We start from the raw sequence: 15,681 nt of genomic DNA on the forward strand, positions 1-15,681 counted from the left end.
GCGGGCTTCGGACACCCGGCCGCCCGGCCGGCCGGCCGAAGCCCGCGCCCACCTCGCGCTCCCGTGTCACGCCGACGCTCACGTCGCGGTGACGCCCCTGTCCAGGTGACGCCCGTACGCGCCACAGAGACGAAGCGACCGGAAACCACATGAGCACTTCCTCGTACCTGATCAGACGCGTCCTGCAGGCCGTCGTGGTGATCGTCATCGTGACGATCGTCGTCTTCGGCCTGCTGCACGCCCTTCCCGGAGGGCCCGCGCGCGGGATCCTCGGGCCGCAGGCCACCGCACAGCAGATCGCCCGCTTCAACCACGAACAGGGCCTGGACAAGTCCCTGCCCGTGCAGTACTTCCACTACCTCGGCCGGCTGTTGCACGGGGACCTCGGGACGTCGTACACCCTGAACGAGCCGGTCTCCCAGCTCATCACCGAACGGCTGCCGAAGACCCTGGTCCTCACCCTGCTGTCGGCTCTCGTGGGTCTCGTCCTCGCGATACCGCTGGGCATGTGGCAGGCCGTGCGCCGCAACAAGGCCACGGACTACATCATCACCACGCTGAGCTTCATCGCCTACTCCACGCCCGTGTACTTCCTCGGGCTCATCCTGGTGCTGGTCTTCAGCCAGCAGCTGGCGTGGTTCCCCTCGCAGGCTCCGCAGGGGGACACCCTGGGCCAGGTGTTCTCGGAACCGCAGGCACTGGTACTGCCGGTCGTCGCGGGCGCGGCCTCCATGGTCGCGGTGTTCAGCCGGTACATGCGCGCGGCCACCCTGGAGAACCTCTCCGAGGACTACGTCCGAACCGCCAGGGCCGGCGGCTCCCGTTCCCGCGCCATCCTGGGACGGCACGTGTTCCGTAATTCGCTGACGCCCGTGGTGGCCATGCTCGGCTACTACATCCCGGTGCTCTTCGGCGGTGCCCTGGTCGTCGAGCAGCTCTTCAACTACCCGGGGATGGGGCTGCTGTTCTGGACGGCGGCACAGTCCTCCGACTACCCGGTCCTCCTGGGCTGCGTCCTGGTGATCGCCGTCGCCACCGTCACAGGCACCCTGCTCGCCGACATCGTCCAGCGGATCATCGACCCCCGAGTGAAGGCAGGCCGGGCATGAGCGCCGTCATCCAGCCGGACGCGGCCCCGGCGAAGGCCGCCGCTCCGCGCGAGGCCACCAGCGCACGGCTCGCCGTCCGCCGCTTCCTGCGCAACAGGCTGGCCGTCGTCGGACTCGCCGTCGTGGTCCTCTTCATCCTGTTCTGCTTCGCCGGTCCGCTCGTGTACTCCACCGACCAGACCCACACCATGCTCCAGCAGGTCAACCTCGCCCCCAGCGGCGCCCACTGGCTGGGCACCGACGCTGTCGGCCACGACGAGCTGGGTCGGCTGATGTACGGCGGCAAGGTCTCGCTGATCGTCGGCCTCGCCGCGGGCGTCCTCGCCACCTGCATCGGCACGCTGTGGGGCGCCGCCGCCGGTTACGCGGGCGGCTGGGTCGACGCCGTCATGATGCGGATCGTCGATGCCGGCATCGCGATCCCCGCGCTGTTCATCCTGCTGGTGGTCTCCGCCATCACCACACCGGGCCTCAGCGGACTCGTCCTCATCCTCGGCCTGGTGTCCTGGCTGGTGCCGTCCCGGCTGGTGCGCGCCGAGACACTGACCCTGAAGAACCGGGACTACGTCCTGACCCTGCGCGCCATCGGCGGCACGCACGCACGGGCGATCCTTCGGCACATCCTGCCGAACTCGGTCTCGACCGTCATCGTCGCCGCGACCTTCCAGGTCGCCGATGCCATCCTGCTGGTCGCGTACGTCTCCTACCTTGGCATGGGGGTCCGGCCGCCGCAGACCGACTGGGGCGGCATGCTCTCCGCCGGTCTCACCGCCGCCTATTCCGGCTACTGGTGGCTCATCCTGCCGCCCGGCCTGGCCATCATCCTGGTGGTGTGGGCGTTCAACGCGATCGGGGACGGGCTCCGCGACGCATTCGATGTGAGGGGACGCGGATGACCGCCACCACCGAGGGCTCCCCCGCCCGCGCCGCAGCACCCGCTCCGATCCTCGAACTCGACGGCCTCGGCGTCGTCTTCACCACCGAGACGGGCGAGGTACCCGCGGTCAAGGGCGTGTCCCTCCAGGTCCGACCGGGCGAGACGCTGGCACTCGTCGGCGAGTCCGGCTCCGGCAAGTCGACGATCGCGCTCGCCGCGATGGGCCTGCTCACCGGGAACGCCCGCACCACCGGCAGCGCCGTCATCGACGGTACCGAGATCGTCGGCGCCTCGGAGAACGGCCTCGCGGCGCTGCGCGGCAAGACCGCCTCCATGGTGTTCCAGGAACCGGCCACCGCGCTCGACCCGCTCACCCGCGTCGGGAAGCAGATCGCCGAGGTGATCCGCAACCATCGCGAGGTGACCTCCGGGGACGCCGCCGCCGAGGCCGTCGACCTGCTGCGCCGGGTCGGCATCCCCGAGCCGGAGAAGCGTGCCCGCGCCTACCCGTTCCAGCTCTCCGGCGGACAGCGCCAGCGAGTCGTCATCGCCATGGCCATCGCCAACGAGCCCAGGCTGCTCATCGCCGATGAGCCGACCACCGCCCTCGACGTGACCGTGCAGGCCGAGATCCTCGACCTGCTGCGTCGGCTGGCCGTCGAGACCGGCACCGGCGTGCTGCTCGTCACCCACAACATGGGCGTCGTCGCCGACTTCGCGGACCGGGTCGCCGTCATGTACCACGGGAAGATCGTGGAGACCGGGCCGGTGGAGGACGTCCTGCTGCGTCCCACCCACGACTACACCCGGCGTCTGCTGGCCGCCGTGCCCCGGCTGTCCGTCGCCGGGACCGCGGAGGCGACCGGCCTGCCCGGCACGACGGCGCCGGCTCCCGCGCACCGTCCGGCGGCCGAGGCGTCGGTCCCGCCCGCCGGGTCCGACGACGCCGAGGACCGCCCGGTGGTCGAACTGCGGGACATCAGCGTGGTGTTCGGCCGCGGGAAGACCGCCGTGCACGCCCTCGACGGAGTGTCGTTCCGGGTCGGAGCGGCGGAGACCCTGGGTCTGGTCGGTGAGTCCGGCTCGGGCAAGTCGACCGCCGCCCGCGTCGCGCTCGGTCTGATCCCGCCCACGTCCGGCACCGTCTCCCTGTTCGGCGCCGACCTCGGCCGAACCCGCGCCCGGGCCCGGCGCGCGCTGCGGGCCGGCATCGGTGTCGTCCTCCAGGACCCGGTGGCCTCCCTCGACGCCCGGATGACCATCGGCGAGTGCATCGCCGAACCGCTCCGGATACACCGTCGCGATCTGTCCGCCAAGGACCGGCAGGCCAAGGTCGCCGCCGTCCTCGACCAGGTCCGTCTGTCCCGCGAGGTCGCCCGGCGCACGCCCGGCGAACTCTCCGGGGGACAGCGCCAGCGGGTCAGCCTGGCCCGCGCCCTGGTGCTGGAACCCCGGCTGCTGGTCGCGGACGAACCCACCAGCGCGCTCGACGTGAGCGTGCAGGAAGCGGTCCTGGAGGTGATCACCGAACTCCAGGGCGAGCTGGGCTTCTCCTGTCTGTTCGTCTCCCACGACCTCGCCGTTGTACAGCACTTCGCCCAGCGCGTCGTCGTGATGCGTGCCGGCCGGATCGAGGAGCAGGGCTCCACCGGGACGACCCTGTTGCATCCCGAGACCGACTACACCCGCCGTCTGCTGGCCGCCGTGCCGGTGCCCGACCCGGTGGTGCAGCGGGGCCGCAGGGCCGAGCGCCTGGCCGCTCTCGCGGCCGGCCGTACGGAGGCCCGGACGTGACCGGCCCCCTTCTCTCCCCCCACACCCCCGACACCCCGCAGGAACCGGACATGCGCACCTCCCGCCGGCCGCTGTTCGCCGGCATCGACATCGGCGGCACCACCACCCAGGTGGTGGTCTGCTCCGACGACCTGACGGTCCTCGACCGCGCAGAGGCCGCCACTCCGGCGCGCGAGGGCGGCCGGGCCATGGTGGGCGCCGCGCTCGAAGCGCTCGAACCGCTGCTGGCCCGTACCCCGGGGCACCTGGAGGGCGCCGGCATCGGCGCCGCCGGGGTGGTGGACTCGGCGAACGGCCGCATCCTGGTCGCGAGCGACTCCTTCCGCGGCTGGGCCGGCTTCGCCGTGACCGCCGCCGTCGAGGACGCCCTCGGCGTCCCGGCCTACCTGGACAATGACGTCAACGCCTTCCTCTACGGGGAGGCTTGCGGCGGGGCGGTGCGCGGGGAGGCCGACGTCCTCGGCATGACCCTCGGGACCGGCGTCGGCGGCGCCCTGTGGACCAACGGCGCCCTGTACGCGGGTCCGCACGGCGCGGCCGGCGAGATCGGGCACATCCCCGGCTTCGGGGACCTGCCCTGCTCCTGCGGCGGCCGCGGCCATCTGGAGACGCTGGCCTCCGGCCGCTCCATCGGCGCTCGCTACGCCGACCGCACCGGGCACCACCGCTCCGCCCGTGAGGTCGCCGAGGCCGCTGACCGAGGTGACGACGACGCTCTCGCGGTGTACCGCGCCGCGGGAGAGGGCGTCGCCCGTGCGATCGTGATCACGGCGGGTGTCGCCGATATCACCACGGTGGTCGTCGGCGGTGGCGTCAGCCGCGCATGGCCCTTGCTGGAACCCTTCATCCTGTCCGCCCTCGCCGCCGACCCTCCGATCAGCGGTCACCCCGTCCGCCTGGTCCGGGCCGCCTTGGGCTCCGACGCCGTCCCGGTCGGCGCCGTCGCCCGCGTCCGAGGCGAACTGGGCACGGGGGTGAGGGCAACGACGTGACGACGGGAGCCCCGGCTCCTGTGAACACCGTGGGGCCCCACCCGCGGACCACACGGGCATGACGGCATGACGGTCCGGGCGCGCGAAACCGACGGAGTGATCCGGCGTCCGCGCCCGGTCCGCTCGTCCCCCTCGCCCAGTTGTGCCAGGGCCGTGCCCACCCAGCGCCCGCCGAGGCCGACCGGGGGTCAGGCCCTTTCGGGGAGCATCACCCCGGGACGGCAGCGCGCCGAGCGAAGCCAGGATGCCGGAGCGGGTGCCGCGGCCGGCGGTCCGCTCGGCGGAGGAGCTGACCGCATGAGTCGGAGCGAGGCCCGCGGTACCTGTGGGGTCGTGCGTCGGGCCGGGGCTCACGGGCCGCACGGTCGCCAGGCGCGGCGCGGAGGAGTGCCTGAGCGCGTACCGGAGGGACTTCTCGATGCCGGCCACTTCGCCCGCCGGCCAACTGATCGCCGGTCAGCGGTCGTTGAGCCGCCCCAGCACCACGCCCGCGCACCGCTTCCGCGACCGGAGCCACTCCACGCCCGGGGCGACCGTCCGGGCCTGCGCCAACTGCGTGCCGAGGTGCCGGTCCGAGCCCTCCGCGGGAGTGGGCACGTAGGGCTGCAGGCACATGGGGCTGGAGGTCGACCACGGGTCAGCTTGTGGATGCCGTCGGTAGCCCGCAGGCGATGGCGGGGCAGCGGCGAGGCGGCGCGCCGCGTCCGGTCGCCGCGTCCGGTCGCCGCGTCCGGTCACCGCCATCCCCGCCACCGATCAGCCCTTGCGGGTCGAGCGGGACAGACGGAACGCCGAGGCGAGAAAGAAGATCCCTCCGAGCGTGGCGTAGCCGGCGAGGGTGGTCAGCGAAGGGTCGTCCTGTGAGGCGTTCCGGATGAAGGAAGCGCCCGCCAGGACCGAGATGCCACCACTGACGATCATGGCCCATTGGCCGCCCATCGGTCGTCGCGCGAGACCTACGAGGAGCTGGACCAGGCCGGAGACGACCGCCCACGCGCCCCAGACGCGCAGCACGTCGGCGACGCCCGAGGCACTGGCGACCGCGACGCCGACGGCGGCGAGCGCGCTGATGGCCATGTTGGCGTACAGGCCCTTGACCGGGGCGGCAGCGCCCGCCGACCTGAAGTCGACGACGGCCGCGACCACGTCGAAGGCGGGATAGAGAAACAGCAGCACCTTGGCCCCGGTGGTGAGGTCGGGGCCGGACACCAGCAGGAGCGCCGCCCACGCGGCGGCGAAGAGGAAGCGGCTGACGTGCAGCCGTCGCAGGGCGGGCGTGGCGCCGACGTGCTCGGCGGAGGCGGCGGATGCCATGGGGTTCTCCAAGTGACTGTGAGATAGAGAGAACGGTCTCTCTTGTTCGGAGCCTGGCACATCCCTTCCCCGAAAACAAGAGAGAGCGTTCTACCCGCTACCATGGAGGGCATGACACGGACGGAAACCGGCACAGGAACCGGCAGGAGAGTCTCCGAGGCCCGGGAGCGGCTCCTGAGGACCGCCGGGCAGCTCTTCTACGCGGAGGGCATCCACACGGTGGGCGTCGACCGCCTGGTCGCCGAGTCGAAGATCACCAACGCCACTTTCTACCGCCACTTCCGCAGCAAGGAAGATCTCGCGGTCGCCTACATCGGAAGCGTCGACCAGGCGGTCCGCGGCCAGATCGGCTCCCTGATGGCCGCGGAGGTGCCGACCGACAGCATCCTGCGGGGCATCGGCGCGTCCCTGGTCGAACAGATCCGCTCGCCCGGCTACCGCGGATGCGCCTTCCTCAACGCGGCGGCGGAATTCCCCGATCCCGACCACCCGGTCCACCGTGCCGTCGTGCAACACCGCGAGTGGTTCCTGCGGACGGTCACCGGGCTGTTCGCCGACATCACGGCCACGCAAGCCGACCACGCCGGTCGCCACTTCGTCATGCTCCGCGACGGCGCGATGAGCGCCGGCTACCTCGGCGACCCCGTCCCGGCCGGTGAGACCCTGCTGCGCGGCATCGAAGGACTGCTGCGGATCCACGCCGCCCGTGGGCTCGACGAGCGCACCGCCTCAGCACCCGGCCAGGTGTCCCCGGCGGCCACGACGGTCTCCGACATCGAGTGCTCGCCGCCCGGCGCGTAACCGTGGTCGGGGCGCGACCGGCCGCGTTGAGCGCGGAGCGGGCCCCCGCGGCGGGCTGACACCCGGTGTTGAGCGGCGGCCCCGGATGGGGGACCTTCCCCGGATGGGGGGCCGCGGCGCGGATGGGGGGGCCGTCCCCGGCGCGGCGCCGCGGCGCCCGCCGGCAATCAGCCGGTGGGCACCGCGGCTGCCCGCACTTCGCACTGCATCACTTCACGGACGAGATCGCCGCCCGGATCACCTTCGTGACCGCGGCGGGGTCCGACACCAAGGTCAGATGCGAACCACCCTTGTAGATCGTGACTTTCGAGTGGGCGCGGCGCGCCATCATCTTCTCCGAGTCCGGCGTGATGATCTGGTCCCCGCTGCTGATGAAGTACCAGGAAGGAATCGCCTTCCACGCGGCGTACTTGGACGGGGTCTGGAAGGCCACGGTGGTGGCGGCGCGCTGCGTGGCCCAGAGGTTCACGGCCTGTTCATGCGGCACGCTGCTCGCGAACTTCGTGACGAAGACGTTCTCCTTGAGGTACAACGCCGATGCCTTGGAGGGCGCGTTCGCGTACGGTACCGCGTCGTACAGATCGGACGGCGGCTTCTTCGCCAGCACGGACGTCGGGCCGCTGAGCTGCCCCGTGTTCTCCCCGACCGCCGGCGCTGCCGCGTCGACGTAGACGAGGGCCTTGACGTTGCTGACCCCTTGCGCGGCGTTCGTGATGACCGAACCCCCGTAGGAGTGTCCCGCCAGGACGATCGGGCCCTTGATGGTCTTGAGGAAGTCCTTCACCGTCTGCGCGTCGGTGGTCAGGTCCTGAAGCGGGTTGCCGATGGCACGCACCGTGTAACCCGCCTTCCGCAGGAGGCTGACCTCGCCGTTCCAGCTCGACGCGTCCGCCCACGCCCCATGGACGAGGACGACGGTGGGCTTCGCCTGTTTGCCGGCTGTTCCCGCCTTCGCGGCGTCGCCTGGCGGGACCGCGGCAACCATGCTGGTGACGGCGATCGTGGCCGCCGCCAGAGTCATCGGGAGATACCGCGGTCGGGTAAGGGACGCCATCGGAATCCTCCTTGTCCACCGGAGGGAACGCATCCATAAAAAAGATCGGTGGGAAGCACCTCGAAATCGAAACGCGCTGCCGACCGGTCGATACGCTCCTGGTTCTCCACACGACGGTAACGCCATGCCGCCACATCAGCATCTGGGCCACAACGCCTGTGCCTCACTCCCGGAAAGTCCCGGAAAGTACAGGTCACAGCACTGAGGGGGTTTGATGGTGACTTCCGAGTGCGGCTGGTCACGTGTCATCCGCGAGACGCACGGGTCCGCATGTACTTCGCAGAAAGGCCAATGACCGCTCAGGCGCCGATTCACGGTGTCGGGATCGCGGAATCCCCTAGGGAAGGCCCGTCGCATTGGAGGAGGCCCCGGACACCGTCCGGGCTCCGGGGCCTCCTCCAATGCTCTGACACCATGCTCCGACCGCTTGCGCGGACAGTCCGTCGTCGATCTGACTCTGCAGCCGGATGATGCCGTCCTCGGATTTCGTCAAGCGGCGGCGTTCTGCTCCCCGCTCACGCGGGTGCCGCCCCCGGCTCCAGGTCGCGCAAGCGGCCGGCCAGGGCTGCCAGTCGCTCGCTGTTCTCCGTGTGACCGAGGGTGTCGAGGCGGGACACGGCCTCATTCAGGCGGGTCAGGGCGGGGGCGGGGCGTTTCAGGTACGTACCCTCCACGAGGGCCGCGAGTCGGACGCACTCGGCCCACTCACCGGTGTCTTCGTCCTTCCCGGGACCCGGTTCGCCGAGCAGAGTGAGGGCCCGGTCCAGGGACGACAGGGCGTCCTCGTACTCATGGGCGTAGGCATTGACCCGCCCCCGTTCATAGGCGAGGGCGCTGTCCAGGGAGCGGCCGCGGGCCTCGTACCCCGCGGCGCGGGCCTCGTCGGCGACACGGCCGGCGTCGGCGAGCAGGGCGAGGGCGCCGGCCAGGCCCTCGGCGCCCCGCTGTTCTGCCTGGAGCCGGGCGAGTTCGCGCAGGCTGTTGCTGAGTTGTTCGTAGCGTGGGGACCGGGCGTGCGCGGCGAGCGCCTGGTCCGCGGCTTCACGAGCCCGGTCGAACTCGCCGGACTCGGCGAGGAGTACGGCGGTCTCGGCGGCGATCATGGCGTGGCTTCCAGGGTCGTCGTCCCAGCCGGCCGATTCGGCTGCGAGGGCGGCGAGTTCGGCGGTGGCGGCCTTGAGGTCCTCTCCCGCGTGCAGCGCGCGGGCCCGGGTGAGGCGCAACTGGGCGACGAGGCGGTCGTCCATCTCCCCCGCGCCGACGTCTGGTTCGGCCAGGAGGGAGTCGAGCAGTGCGATGCAGTCCTCGACGTGGCCCATGTCCAGGCTGAGTTGTGCCGCGTTGCCGTAGGTGCAGAACGCGTCGGTGCGGCTGCCGTGGCGCAGATCCAGTTCCGCGGAGCGGGTCAGGTGCCGCAGCGCCTCTTCGGGCCGCCCCAGTCGCATGGATGCCTCGGCCAGATCCGCGTGGAGGCGGGCCTGGCCGACGGTGAGCGAGGGCCAGTCGGCGGCCAGTCGCAAGCTCTCGGTGAGGTCCGCGTGTGCGGCCTTCGCGTCCTGCCGGCGCAACTGGATACGGCCGCGCAGGCCGAGAGTCCGGGGCAGGTGCCAGGCTGGCCCGTTCACCCTCAGTCGGTCGAGGAGACGGTCGATCTCCGCGGTCGCTCCGGACAGGTCACCGGCGAGCGCGTGGGTGTTGGCCCGCACCAGGTGGGCTCCGGAGATCTGGCCGGCGATTTCGTGCTGGGTGGCGAAGGCGAGCAGAAGGTCCGTTTCCGCGAGTACGGGCGCCTTGTGCTCGTCGTCTCGCGACGTCTGGAAGCGTATGCCGAGCGCGGTCGCCCGCAGCCGCAGCAGCCGGGCCTCCAGGTGAGGGGCCAGGCCGGGCGTCTCCTCGTGCAGCCGGACGAGGTCCGTGTGGACGTCGGCGAGCGCGGTGGCCTTCGCGTCGTCGTCGGCCCACTCCCCGGAGATCTCGACGGCGGGGAGCCGGGTGCAGGCGCGGGCGAGGACGGCGTGGCCCGGTGCCCCCGCTTCGTCGTAGAGACCCGCGGCCCGCCCGTAGAGGGCGATCGCTTCGGCGAACCGGTCCTTCTCGCCCTCCGTGCCCGCCTCGTCGTCCAGCAGGTCCGCCTGGAGCCGGGCCGGCGGTCCCAGGGCTGGGTCGTCGGGGTGGATCCAGCCGGGGTCCGCGACGAGGACCCGCAGCCGAGCCCAGCAAGCCGTCGCGTCCGGGTGTCCCTGTTCATCCAACTCTCTCGCACGGGCGATGAGTTCGGACGGCGACTCGGTGTGGGCGACCGCGGCGGCGGGAGTGGTGGCGGGGACGGCTGTCGGGGCCGTGTCATCGAGGGTGCGGGTGCGCAGGGTCAGTTCGAGTGTGGCCAGGAGGGGTGCGCGGCCGAGGCGGTCCCGTCGCCGGTCGGTGTGGGTGCTGGTGCCGTTGCGGGCGTCGAAGCGTGCGGCGAGGTCGTCGGCGCGGTCCCGTACCTCGGCGCGCAGACCGGACACTGTCCAGGTGCGGCCCGCGTAGCCGGGCGTGGGCAGTTCTCCGTGGCCGAGGAGCTCGACACGCTGGAGGAGGACCTCCACGCCGGTGAGGAAGCCGAGCAGGTCCAGGGGTGAGTCGACGTCGTCGAACAGGTTCCGGTTCTCCGCGAGGAGTTCGAGACCGCGGGCCTCGTTGCCGGTGAGGGCGCAGAATTCCAGGTGGCGGCCGACCTCGCTGGACATCGAGGGGTTGCGGCGGCAGGCGCGGTAACCGGTGAGGTGCAGCTCGCGCGCTTTGTCGGCACCGCCGGTGCGCAGCAGCGGGAGCAGCGCGTACGACACGGACCGGGCGGGCTCCTCCTGGCAGGACTCCTGTCCGTCCAGGACAGGCTGCCAGACGCGCAGCGCCCGTTCGTCGTCGTCCGCCGCGAGGTGGTGGAGGGCGCGCTCGCAGATTTCGCATGCCTCGCAGTCGCTGAGCTGCGTGCGGGTGCGGCCCGCCCACAGTTCGAAGGCGAGGTCGGTGTCCTCACCGGTGTGTGCGGCAAGCCGGTATGCCTGTCCGTAGTAGGGCTGGAGAGCGAGGCCGGCCTTCTCATACCGGTCGCGCATCTCGGTCAGCCACTGGCGGAGACTGGGCAGGGGCATCTCGGGCAGGGCGACCAGCGCGTTGGCCACCCACTTGAAGCGCCAGAACAGCGCGTGCCGCAGCTGCTCGTCGAACACGTCGGGCTGCTCGTCGAACAGGTTGAGCAATCGCGCGAAGACGACAGGGGATTTACGGGGTTCGGAGCCGTAGGTGTACGCCTCCTGGAGTTCCAGCAGGGCGCGCACCAGTGGCAAGGGCTCGGCGAACAGCTCGGCGGCCTCGGCGAGGCTTTCGGCGGTGACGGTGCGGGTTCGGCCGTACGGGCGGCGGTCGTTGTCCTGGAGCGCCTGGTACAGCTCGTCGGTGGTCCGGGGTGCGGTCGGCATCGTCAGTTGTCCTTGCGCAGGGCGTGGGCGAGGAGGTCGAGGAAGGAGCGGTTGATGAGGCTCGATTCGGCCGGCCGCAGCGGGCGCCGGGACAGCATCGCGGCCTGCCCGTAGAGGGCCTCGGCGCTGGTGCGGGCCAGTTCGGGCTCGTCGATGGTGACCGCGGTGCGTACCAGCGGGTTGAGCTGGTTGAGGATCAGCTGGGCCCGCGGGGCCTCCTGGCGCAGGTGACCGAGGATGTCGCCCCAGATGCCGCCCTGCTGTTCGCGGGCGAGCTGGGAGCGGGTGCGCTCGTGCCGGGCCTCGCGGCTGTCGAGGAGGAGGGCGGGTGCGGAGGCCGGCTGGAAGGTGCGCAACGCGACGTCGCAGTCGAAGACGGCGAGCGCGTCCCGGGCCAGGGCGAGGTAGGGCGCGGCGGCCAGTTCCGTCTCGCGTTCGACGGGGTCGAGGTGGGCGGTGAGGGTGGCCGGGTCGAGGTCGGCGACCGTGACCTCGGGTCTGATCTCCGGCAGCCGGTGGACCAGTTCTCGGTCGTAGGTGTAACCGCCGTTGACGACGCCGAGGCCGGCGGCCGCGGCGATCGCGGCGACCTGCCGGAACTCCTCCACGCTGGAGGTCACGAGCACGGTGCGGTGGGTGCGCGCGAACTCGTCCAGGGTGGCGTGTCCGTCGGTGGTCTCGAACGGCAGCCACGGAAGCAGCATGCGCAGGATCTCGTCGTCGTGCACGGCCAGGGACTTCACGGCCAGGTGGTGGGCCTGGAGGAAGCGGCCGAGGAGGTCCGGGTTGCTGGCGGCGGTCCGCGCGATCCAGTCGCGCAGTCGTCCGGCGAGGGCGTCACGGACCGCGGCAAGGGTGTCGTCCTCGTAGAGGGACTCGCGGGACGCCGTCGGGCGCAGGCTCTCGGCGTCGATCACGCAGCGGACGAAGAAGGCCCATTCGGGCAGGAGTTCCTCGGCCTGTTCGGACAGCAGCATGCCCTTGACGTGCACGCGGTGGCCGTGACGGCGTCCGGCGGGGACCGTCTCGGGGAGGATGCACGCGATGCCCTTCAGGCCCACGGCGGGAAGGTCCAGGTCGATGGTGTCCAGGGGCGTGAATCCGAAGATCTCCTCGCCGTAGGAGGCCAGCGCGCGGGAGCGAGCTCCCGGCGTGGGGTAGGTGCGCGCCCAGGGGGCGGGCTCGGGGTTGACGGCTGTGCCGGGGCCGCCGGAGCCGTCGTCGAAGGTCACTGGGTGCCGCAGCAGGGATCCGAAGTGCCGGGCGAGCGCCTGCACCTGGACCGGCCGGGTCCACTCTCCGGCGTCGGCGCGGGGCGTCAGGGTGACAGTCGTGCCGGGCCGGGGTCGGGCGGATGCGGGCAGGGTGCGGACGGTGTAGCTGCCGTCGCCGCGGCCCCGCCATTCCACGGCCGGGGCGCCGGGTGTGCGGGCGGACCGGCTGAGGACGTGGATCTCGTCGGCGACCAGGAAGCAGGAGAGAAGGCCGATGCCGAACTGGCCGATGAAATCGGCACGTTGTGCGGCGATCTGTTCGGCGCGTTTGCTGCTGCGGCCGATCGTGGCGAGGAAGCGGTGCACGTCGTCCTCGGTGAGGCCGACGCCGTCGTCCTCCACCCGCACCACCGAACCATCGGCGTACAGACGGATACCGAACGCGTCGGGGGCGGCGCCCGGTTCGACACCGCGCCGCGCGGTCAGCGCGTCAACGGCGTTCTGGAGGAGTTCCCGCAGGTAGACGCGGGGGCTGGAGTAGAGGTGATGGGAGAGGAGGTCGACGAGGCCGCGCAGATCCACCTGGAAGGTGCGGTCGGCGCCGGCCGGGCTCGAAGGGGTGTGGGACAAAGTCATCGGGCAGTCCGGGGTGAGATGAGCGGCGGGCAGGGAGCGGTGGCTCAGGAGTTGCGCCGGGCGCGGGCGTACATCTTTTCCGGCTCCGCCATGTACCTCCACGGCCACGTGGTGTACGCGCCGCCCAGCTCGCGGAAGACGATCGGTGACGCGATCCGCTCCGAAGCCAGGGAGAGCGCCATGGCGAAGGCGTTGAAGTCCTGCTGCCAGCCAGGCCGGCGCACGTAGGCGGGGTGGAGGATGCTGCGCTCGGCGACGTCCAGCAACTCGTCCTGGATCTCGGGGGTGACGAGGCACGTCTTGTGGTCGGACTCGACCCAGTCCTCGATGTGCGCGACGGCGATCACGCAGCCGAGGCGGTGGCCGTCGGGCGCACCGGCGAACGCCTCGCGCGCGAACGCCAGTGCCTCGCCGGGCTTGCCGTTCCACCTGGGCTGGAGGTACGACACCCACTCGACGTGGGTCTCCAGGTCCAGCGGGTCGCGGCGCAGGGCCGCATCGAGGCGGGCCTCGTTGACAGCGAGGCCCACCGAGATGCCGCGGCCGGAGGTCAGCAGGCGACGCCACGGGGTGACCCAGTCCGGCCGCAGCTCCGCCGCCTCCAGCAACTGGTCCTCGGCGATGCGGAGCCTCTCACCGAAGACCCGCCACTGTCCGGGTGTCACGTCCGCGGCCATCGCGCGAGTACGTGCCTCCCAGCCCCAGACGACGTGGCGTGCGCCGGATATCAGCAAGGCGGTCGCCCGGTGCTCCTTGTCCCCCTCGACGGCACGGCCGATCCAGTCCTCCACACCGTTCAGGTCGGCCAGTTCACCCAGGACCTGGTCGTCACGTCCGAGGTCGAACGGGGTGAGTGCTGCCTTGACCGCCGTCCAGTCACCGGAGCGGGCCGCCTCCGTCAGCGCGAGCACCCGGGTATCGCCGAGCGCGCGCAGCCTGTGCATCCCGTTCATGAGTCTGCGCGGTGCGCGCAAGGCGTGCGGATCCGCCGGTCTCTCTCTTCGCCCGCTCAACAATCTCTCGAACATGCCGCGCCCTCCCCAGGTCCCGCGTGATCGTTTCGGTGCAGCATAAGCGGCTCCACCGACAGGTGAGCCGTGTGCAGGGGAGTCGTTCGAGCACGCCGGTCGTGCAGAGGGACGCGTGGCGGACTCGACGGAAGCCAGGCGCCGTTGCTGACGACGTCGTAGGTCCGATGGGTTCGCAGCGGAATGTCAGGGACGCGGGCCGGGAAGGCGCCGCGGGCCGCCCGGTGTGCCGGTCGCGTGGCTGTACCGGCTACGCACCGGCGCGAGCCAGCGTCTCCAGAGGGCCGACCAGGATCTCGGAGAAGGCGAGCTCGGCGGCTCCCACGAGTACCGCGTCGTCGCCGAGTTCTCCCATCCGCAGCCGGAGGTTCTCGCGGGAGGCTGTGAGGGAAATGCGGTTGATACGGCTGCGGATTCGAGCGGCCGAGCCGAGGAACACCTCGCGGAGGGTCCCGCCGAAGATGACCGTGCGCGGGTTGAGCACATTGACCAGGTTGGCGACGCCGATGCCGAGCCAGTCGCCGACGTCGTGCAGGGCGGCGCGGGCGATGATGTCGCCCCGGTCGGCCGCTTCGACGACGGCGCGTACGGCTTCCCGGCCGGTGGCCGACGGGTCGCGCCGCGCGGCTTCCAGCAGGGCGCGCTCTCCCGCCTCGGCTTCGAGGCAGCCGTGCGCTCCGCAGCCGCAGGGCCTGCCGTTGCGCGGGTTGACGATCATGTGCCCGATCTCGCCGCCGTATCCGCCGTCGCCGTGCAGCAGTTGGCCACCGGTGATGACACCGCCGCCGATGCCGATGTCGCCGTGCAGGTACACGAGGTCCTGGCAGCCTGTTCCGGCGCCGCGCAGGTGCTCCGCGAGCGCGCCGAGACTGGCCTCGTTGCCCACCGAGACGGGAAGGCCCAGGCCCAGTCGGCGCGTGAGGTCCTTGCCGAACTCCTCGTCCTTCCAGCCGAGGTAGGGGACGGCGCGGACGAGGCCGTCGGGTCGGCGCACCATCCCGCGGACGGCGGCGGCCACGCCGACGCAGTGGGTGCCGTGCTGTGCCGTGCTCAGCATTTCCAGCGCGGATCCGGCGAGGACCTCGGCCACCTGGTCGGCGTTGCGAGGGCCTGGGGGCATGGAGATCTCCCTGCGGTCGAGGAAGATCCCGCCCAGGCCGATGCGGGCGACGGCCAGCCGGTCCACGCCCACGTCGAATGCGAGGACGTACACGCGGTCGGACTCGGGCCGTACGACCAGGGACGGTCGGCCGGCCCTGCCGGTCTCACGGGGCAGTTCCTCGCGGACCAGGCCGGCCGAGCCCAGCTCGCTCACCAGACCCAGGATGGTGCTGCGGTTGAGCCCCATGCGCTCCGCCAGGACGGCCCGCGACATGGATCCGCCGATGTGTACATGAC

Annotated in this window: 12 protein-coding genes; 5 read left to right on the top strand and 7 right to left on the bottom strand. The window is 71.6% G+C overall.

The genetic code is table 11. From position 1 onward, the window contains the following. Positions 1 to 149: 149 nt before the first annotated feature. From ACFVTC_RS17910 to ACFVTC_RS17925, 4 genes are read left to right on the top strand one after another with little or no spacing between them, the layout of a single operon-like run. Entirely contained in the window at positions 150 to 1,109 is a 960-nt protein-coding gene (locus ACFVTC_RS17910) for an ABC transporter permease (protein WP_390127931.1), read from the top strand. Next, positions 1,106 to 2,005, top strand: coding sequence for an ABC transporter permease (locus tag ACFVTC_RS17915; protein WP_390127933.1), 900 nt, complete (start codon positions 1,106 to 1,108; stop codon positions 2,003 to 2,005). Before ACFVTC_RS17910 ends, ACFVTC_RS17915 begins: the two co-directional genes overlap by 4 nt. Beyond that, the gene (locus ACFVTC_RS17920) at positions 2,002 to 3,780 is read left to right on the top strand and encodes a dipeptide ABC transporter ATP-binding protein (protein WP_390127934.1); all 1,779 of its coding nucleotides are present in this window, start codon (positions 2,002 to 2,004) and stop codon (positions 3,778 to 3,780) included. The genes ACFVTC_RS17915 and ACFVTC_RS17920 overlap by 4 nt, the downstream gene beginning before the upstream one ends. Positions 3,781 to 3,830: 50 nt before the next feature. Further along, positions 3,831 to 4,772: an ROK family protein gene (locus ACFVTC_RS17925; protein ID WP_390128401.1), complete on the top strand. Its 942-nt coding sequence runs from the start codon at positions 3,831 to 3,833 to the stop codon at positions 4,770 to 4,772. A 456-nt stretch (positions 4,773 to 5,228) separates the two neighbouring features. Here ACFVTC_RS17925 and ACFVTC_RS17930 read toward each other — a convergent pair whose 3' ends face one another. Beyond that, a complete protein-coding gene (locus tag ACFVTC_RS17930; RefSeq protein WP_390127936.1) occupies positions 5,229 to 5,387 on the bottom strand; it encodes a hypothetical protein in 159 nt (52 codons plus the stop codon). 141 nt (positions 5,388 to 5,528) lie between these two features. Next, positions 5,529 to 6,086 carry a hypothetical protein gene (locus ACFVTC_RS17935; RefSeq protein WP_390127938.1) on the bottom strand — a complete coding sequence of 186 codons (558 nt, stop codon included), beginning with the start codon at positions 6,084 to 6,086 and terminating at the stop codon, positions 5,529 to 5,531. 102 nt (positions 6,087 to 6,188) lie between these two features. Here ACFVTC_RS17935 and ACFVTC_RS17940 point away from each other — a divergent pair, with 102 nt between their 5' ends. Next, the gene (locus tag ACFVTC_RS17940; RefSeq protein ID WP_390127941.1) at positions 6,189 to 6,887 is read left to right on the top strand and encodes a TetR/AcrR family transcriptional regulator; all 699 of its coding nucleotides are present in this window, start codon (positions 6,189 to 6,191) and stop codon (positions 6,885 to 6,887) included. Between the two features lie 208 nt (positions 6,888 to 7,095). On the opposite strand, the gene ACFVTC_RS17945 is transcribed toward ACFVTC_RS17940, so the two are convergent. From ACFVTC_RS17945 to ACFVTC_RS17965, 5 genes are all read right to left on the bottom strand, one after another. Then, a complete protein-coding gene (locus ACFVTC_RS17945) occupies positions 7,096 to 7,941 on the bottom strand; it encodes an alpha/beta hydrolase (protein WP_390127942.1) in 846 nt (281 codons plus the stop codon). A 515-nt stretch (positions 7,942 to 8,456) separates the two neighbouring features. Further along, positions 8,457 to 11,405: a tetratricopeptide repeat protein gene (locus ACFVTC_RS17950; protein WP_390127944.1), complete on the bottom strand. Its 2,949-nt coding sequence runs from the start codon at positions 11,403 to 11,405 to the stop codon at positions 8,457 to 8,459. A 2-nt stretch (positions 11,406 to 11,407) separates the two neighbouring features. After that, entirely contained in the window at positions 11,408 to 13,255 is a 1,848-nt protein-coding gene (locus ACFVTC_RS17955) for an HSP90 family protein (RefSeq protein WP_390127946.1), read from the bottom strand. Between the two features lie 44 nt (positions 13,256 to 13,299). Continuing rightward, positions 13,300 to 14,283 (bottom strand): hypothetical protein, encoded by a 984-nt coding sequence (locus ACFVTC_RS17960; RefSeq protein WP_390127948.1) that lies wholly within the window; start codon positions 14,281 to 14,283, stop codon positions 13,300 to 13,302. A 250-nt stretch (positions 14,284 to 14,533) separates the two neighbouring features. Beyond that, a complete protein-coding gene (locus ACFVTC_RS17965; RefSeq protein WP_390127950.1) occupies positions 14,534 to 15,658 on the bottom strand; it encodes an ROK family protein in 1,125 nt (374 codons plus the stop codon). Between the last annotated feature and the right edge of the window lie 23 nt (positions 15,659 to 15,681).

This window comes from Streptomyces sp. NPDC057950 (genome assembly GCF_042887295.1).
Taxonomy (GTDB): Bacteria; Actinomycetota; Actinomycetes; order Streptomycetales; family Streptomycetaceae; genus Streptomyces; species Streptomyces kaempferi.

Coding starts and splice junctions, on each gene's coding strand:
- ACFVTC_RS17910 (WP_390127931.1), top strand. CDS start 150: ATGAGCACTTCCTCGTACCTGATCAGACGCGTCCTGCAGGCCGTCGTG.
- ACFVTC_RS17915 (WP_390127933.1), top strand. CDS start 1,106: ATGAGCGCCGTCATCCAGCCGGACGCGGCCCCGGCGAAGGCCGCCGCT.
- ACFVTC_RS17920 (WP_390127934.1), top strand. CDS start 2,002: ATGACCGCCACCACCGAGGGCTCCCCCGCCCGCGCCGCAGCACCCGCT.
- ACFVTC_RS17925 (WP_390128401.1), top strand. CDS start 3,831: ATGCGCACCTCCCGCCGGCCGCTGTTCGCCGGCATCGACATCGGCGGC.
- ACFVTC_RS17930 (WP_390127936.1), bottom strand. CDS start 5,387: ATGTGCCTGCAGCCCTACGTGCCCACTCCCGCGGAGGGCTCGGACCGG.
- ACFVTC_RS17935 (WP_390127938.1), bottom strand. CDS start 6,086: ATGGCATCCGCCGCCTCCGCCGAGCACGTCGGCGCCACGCCCGCCCTG.
- ACFVTC_RS17940 (WP_390127941.1), top strand. CDS start 6,189: ATGGAGGGCATGACACGGACGGAAACCGGCACAGGAACCGGCAGGAGA.
- ACFVTC_RS17945 (WP_390127942.1), bottom strand. CDS start 7,941: ATGGCGTCCCTTACCCGACCGCGGTATCTCCCGATGACTCTGGCGGCG.
- ACFVTC_RS17950 (WP_390127944.1), bottom strand. CDS start 11,405: ATGCCGACCGCACCCCGGACCACCGACGAGCTGTACCAGGCGCTCCAG.
- ACFVTC_RS17955 (WP_390127946.1), bottom strand. CDS start 13,255: ATGACTTTGTCCCACACCCCTTCGAGCCCGGCCGGCGCCGACCGCACC.
- ACFVTC_RS17960 (WP_390127948.1), bottom strand. CDS start 14,283: ATGTTCGAGAGATTGTTGAGCGGGCGAAGAGAGAGACCGGCGGATCCG.
- ACFVTC_RS17965 (WP_390127950.1), bottom strand. CDS start 15,658: ATGTCGCGGGCCGTCCTGGCGGAGCGCATGGGGCTCAACCGCAGCACC.